Annotated in this window: 5 protein-coding genes and 1 pseudogene; all 6 read left to right on the plus strand. The window is 26.6% G+C overall.

Going from position 1 to position 4,499, the window contains the following annotated elements; translation table 11 throughout:
• A partial coding sequence (locus WC168_RS09295; RefSeq protein WP_372618859.1) for a phosphopantothenoylcysteine decarboxylase occupies window positions 1-236 on the plus strand: 236 nt, incomplete at its 5' end.
• Window positions 229-915: a di-trans,poly-cis-decaprenylcistransferase gene (locus WC168_RS09300; protein WP_372618861.1), complete on the plus strand. Its 687-nt coding sequence runs from the start codon at window positions 229-231 to the stop codon at window positions 913-915. The genes WC168_RS09295 and WC168_RS09300, both read left to right, overlap by 8 nt.
• Window positions 916-918: 3 nt before the next feature.
• Complete coding sequence (locus tag WC168_RS09305; RefSeq protein WP_066356728.1) at window positions 919-1,410, plus strand: prepilin peptidase; 492 nt, start codon at window positions 919-921, stop codon at window positions 1,408-1,410.
• Window positions 1,407-2,423 (plus strand): LptF/LptG family permease, encoded by a 1,017-nt coding sequence (locus WC168_RS09310; RefSeq protein ID WP_066162050.1) that lies wholly within the window; start codon window positions 1,407-1,409, stop codon window positions 2,421-2,423. Before WC168_RS09305 ends, WC168_RS09310 begins: the two co-directional genes overlap by 4 nt.
• A gap of 3 nt (window positions 2,424-2,426) precedes the next feature.
• Window positions 2,427-3,149, plus strand: a complete 723-nt coding sequence (gene truA / locus WC168_RS09315; RefSeq protein WP_372618863.1) for a tRNA pseudouridine(38-40) synthase TruA — start codon at window positions 2,427-2,429, stop codon at window positions 3,147-3,149.
• A 61-nt stretch (window positions 3,150-3,210) separates the two neighbouring features.
• A pseudogene (locus WC168_RS09320) lies at window positions 3,211-4,218 on the plus strand (hydrogenase small subunit); the annotation flags it as partial.
• Between the last annotated feature and the right edge of the window lie 281 nt (window positions 4,219-4,499).

Consider the following 4,499-nt stretch of genomic DNA (forward strand, 5'->3'; position numbering starts at 1 on the left):
GTTTTAAAGCAGAGATGGATAAAAAAGAGGCAAAATCAAATGCACAAAATATGCTAAAAAATAAAAATCTTGATGCAGTTTGCCTAAATATTTTAGATGAGTCTAATGCTTTTGGAAGTGATACAAATAAAATAGAGCTTTTATTAAAAGATAAAAATTTTGATTTTTATGGAAATAAACTAAATATCTCTTTAGAAATTTTAAATAGATTTGAAAAAGAGTTTACAAATGAGTAGTTCAAATCCCCCATCTCATCTTGCAATAATTATGGATGGAAATGGAAGATGGGCAAAACAAAAAGGTCTTAAAAGAACAGCTGGTCATGAAGCTGGAGCAAAAACTGTAAGAGAGATTACAGAGTATTGTGCAAAAATAGGTGTTAAATACCTTACTTTATATGCGTTTTCAACAGAGAATTGGAATAGACCAAAACTTGAAGTTGAGTATTTAATGAAGCTTTTGGAAAAGTTTTTAAAAAATGAACTTGAAACTTTGATGAAAAACAATATAAGATTTAAAGTAATAGGAGATTTAAGTAGATTTTCAAAGAGTTTACAAAAAAGTATAAAAGATATTGAAGAAAAAACATTAAAAAACTCTGGACTTACTCAAGTATTAGCTTTAAATTATGGTTCAAAAGATGAGATAATTAGAGCTATAAAAAAATTAAATGAGAAAAATCTTGAAATAAATGAAAAAAACTTTGAATCTTGTCTTGATACAGCAGGATTTGGAGATGTTGATTTGCTTATACGAACAAGTGGAGAGATTAGACTTTCAAACTATTTATTATGGCAAAATGCATATGCAGAGATGTTTTTTACACAAACACTTTGGCCTGATTTTAGTGTTGATGAGCTTGAAGATATTATTATTGAGTTTAATAAAAGACAAAGAAGATTTGGAGGTTTATAAAATATGCAAACAGTTTTAATAGCACTATTTTTTCTAAATCTTTTGGTTTTAGTAATTTATGATTTTAAGTATAAAGCAGTTCCTGATTACCTTTTATTAGTTGCTCTATTTTTATCATTTTTTATAAGTGAGTATAGTTTTATCGACTCTTTAAAAAATGCATTTTTTATCTCTGGGGCATTTGTTTTATTAAATTTTGTCGTTACTTTTTATATACAAAATATTAAATCAAGATTTTTAAAAGATGAGAGTTTAAAAACAAAAACAGCTTTAGGTGAGGGAGATATACCACTTATTGCATCTTTTGCAATAATAGTTGGCTTAGAAGAGGTTATTTTTTTAGTTTTTTTATCTGCACTTTTAGCAATAGTTTTATATATTTATAGAGTAAAAAAGTTTAAAGATGGTGAAATACCATTTATTCCACCTCTTGCAGTAGCATTTTTACTTGAGTATTTTTTAAATTTATCAATATTTTTCAAGGGATTGTTTTGAGATTAAATAATTATTTACATTCACAATTAAGTATTACATTTTTTCCTATATTTTTGGGACTATTTTTTATTACAAGCGTAGTTTTTTTGGTAAGAATTGCATCATTAACATCAGTTATTACAATGAATTTTTATGAGCTTTTAACACTTTTTAGTTATTCATTACCTCAAATTCTGTTTTATACTCTTCCAATTACATTTTTTATCTCTTTAGCAATTAGTGTTTCAAAACTATCAAGTGAGTATGAACTAACAGTTATTACATCTTTTGGATTAAATCCAGTTAGGGTTTTAAAGATTTTTTTCCCAATTACTATTTTGCTCTCAGCTATGCTTTTGGTAATCTCTTTGGGGCTTATTCCAAAAACAAAATATTTGACAAAAACATTTTTAGATTTTAAGAAAAAAGAGGCAAATTTTAATATAAAAGAGAGTGAATTTGGTCAAAAGTTTGGAGATTGGCTTATTTATATCTCAGAAAAAGATGATAAGAAATATAAAGATGTAAAACTTTTCAAAACTGAAAAAGATAAAGAGCAGTTTATTATAAGTAAAGAGGCACATCTTTTAAATCAAGATGGAAATTTAAGTTTTAGATTAGATGATGGAAAAGTTTTTATAATTGATATAGATGAAGTAAATCAAATTGACTACTCTAAAATGTATATAAATGATTCAATAGCTAGTTCAAATTATGAAGAGTTCACAAATAGCTATAATTTTTGGAAAAATAATTTTGAAATTAATAAAGATATTGATGATTTCACATTTTTTATACTAACATCAATTTTCCCTCTAATATCACTATTTTTTGTAATAGTATTTGGATATTTTAATCCAAGATATGAAAAAAATAGAACAACAGCTTATGCAATTGTTACAGTTGTAATTTATTATATTTTAATCAAATATATAGCAGATAAGTTACTTTTTCATTCACTTTATATTATCCCATTTATTTGGATAGCCTCTAGTTATCTTTTATATAGCAGAACTATTAAAAAAGAGTATTAAAAATTGAATCTAAAATTTACAATATCTTACGATGGAACTGCTTTTTGTGGAAGTCAAAAACAGCCAAACAAAAATACAGTTGAAGATGAGCTTTTAAAAGTCTTTAAATCAATAAATATTGATACAAAAATTATTTTAAGTGGAAGAACAGATAGAGATGTTCATGCTACAAAACAGGTTTTTAATGCTTTTATTCCAGATTATTGGAGTGATTTTGATAAATTAAAAAAGATAATAAATAAAAGAGTAGATAAAGCAATAAAGATTTTAAATATTTCAAGAGTTGATGATAAGTTTCATGCAAGATTTAGTGCAAAAACAAGAACTTATAGATATTTAATCACAACAAAACCTACAAATCCATTTAATCAAAAATATATTACTTATGTAAAAAGTGTAGATGAAGAGCTTTTAAAACTTGCTATAAAAGAGTTTGAAGGTGTTCATGATTTTATATATTTTCATAAAACTGGAAGCGAAAAAGAGAATACAATAAGAGAGATATTTAAGACAAAATTCTATAAATATAGAGATATTTATGTATTTAATTTTACAGCAAACTCATATTTAAGAAGTCAAATTAGATTGATGGTTGGATTTTTACTTGAAATAAATAGTAAAAAACTCACAATTGATGATTTAAAAAAACAGTTAAATTGTGAAAAAAATATATTCAAAACTCCAATAGAACCAAATGGTTTATATCTATCAAAAGTAAAATATTAAATAAATAGTAAAGATAAAGAGGATAGAATAGAGAACAAAAAATAAAACACAGGAGCATTTTTTGAAAAATAGTGAACTTTATAACAAATTATCTAATCGTTTAAAACAATTAGAGAGCTTAGAGGGATTTAAAGAAGAGAAGACTTTGGCCTCTCATTTGGAAGAAAAAGGTGTTTCAAGAAGAGACTTTATGAAGTGGGCGGCTGCTATGACTGCTATGTTAACACTTCCATCAAGCTTCTCTCCATTGATTGCAAAAGCAGCAACTTTGAGTGATAGATTACCAATTATTTGGTTACATATGGCGGAGTGTACAGGATGCAGTGAATCACTACTTAGAACAGATGCCCCAACTATTGATTCACTTATTTTTGATTATATATCTTTAGAGTATCATGAAACTTTGATGGCAGCATCTGGATGGCAAGCTGAACATAATCTTGAATCAGCTATTGAGAAATATAAAGGAAGATATATTTTAATGGTTGAGGGTGGAATTCCAACAGGAGAAAATGCTACTTTCTTAACTATTGGTGGTCATGGAAAAACAGGTGAACAAAGTGCAATAGAGGCTTCAAACAACGCTTTAGCAATATTTGCAATAGGAACTTGCTCATCTTTTGGTGGCGTTCAAGCAGCAATTCCAAATCCAACAGGAGCTCAAGCTTTATCTAAAGTTACTAATAAACAAGTAATAAATGTTCCAGGTTGTCCACCAAGTGAAAAAAATATAGTAGGAACTTTGCTTCACTATATTCTTTATGGAACTTTACCAGCCCTTGATGCTTATAATAGACCAAAGTGGGCTTATGGTTTAAGAATTCATGACTTATGTGAAAGAAGAGGTCATTTTGATGCTGGAGAGTTTGTTGAAGAGTTTGGAGATGAAGGTGCTAAAAAGGGGTATTGTTTATATAAAGTAGGGTGTAAAGGACCATATACTTTTAATAATTGTTCAAAAAACAAGTTTAATTCTCATATGTCTTGGCCAATTCAAGCAGGGCATGGCTGTATTGGGTGTAGTGAACCAAACTTTTGGGATACTATGGGACCTCTTGAAGAGCCCATTTTTATTAAGGGCTTATTTTATAAAGATTAAACTTTTACTTTTATACAGAAGTAAAAAAACTTATAAAAGCAAATAAACTTCCTATTAGTAGAAATAATTCACTCATTTATATTCTCCAAATTTTAAATATTTCAAATAATATCAATAAAATTTAAAAATATCTAAAAAAATTGCAATTTGTAATATTTTTTGTCTTATTATATTTTTATAAGCGAAATAATATAAAGAAAAATAATCTAAAAATAGTGTAAAAAAGTAACAAATTTAAATAAAACTGAAAT

It is taken from the genome of Aliarcobacter sp. (assembly GCF_041672065.1).
GTDB lineage: Bacteria > Campylobacterota > Campylobacteria > Campylobacterales > Arcobacteraceae > Aliarcobacter > Aliarcobacter skirrowii.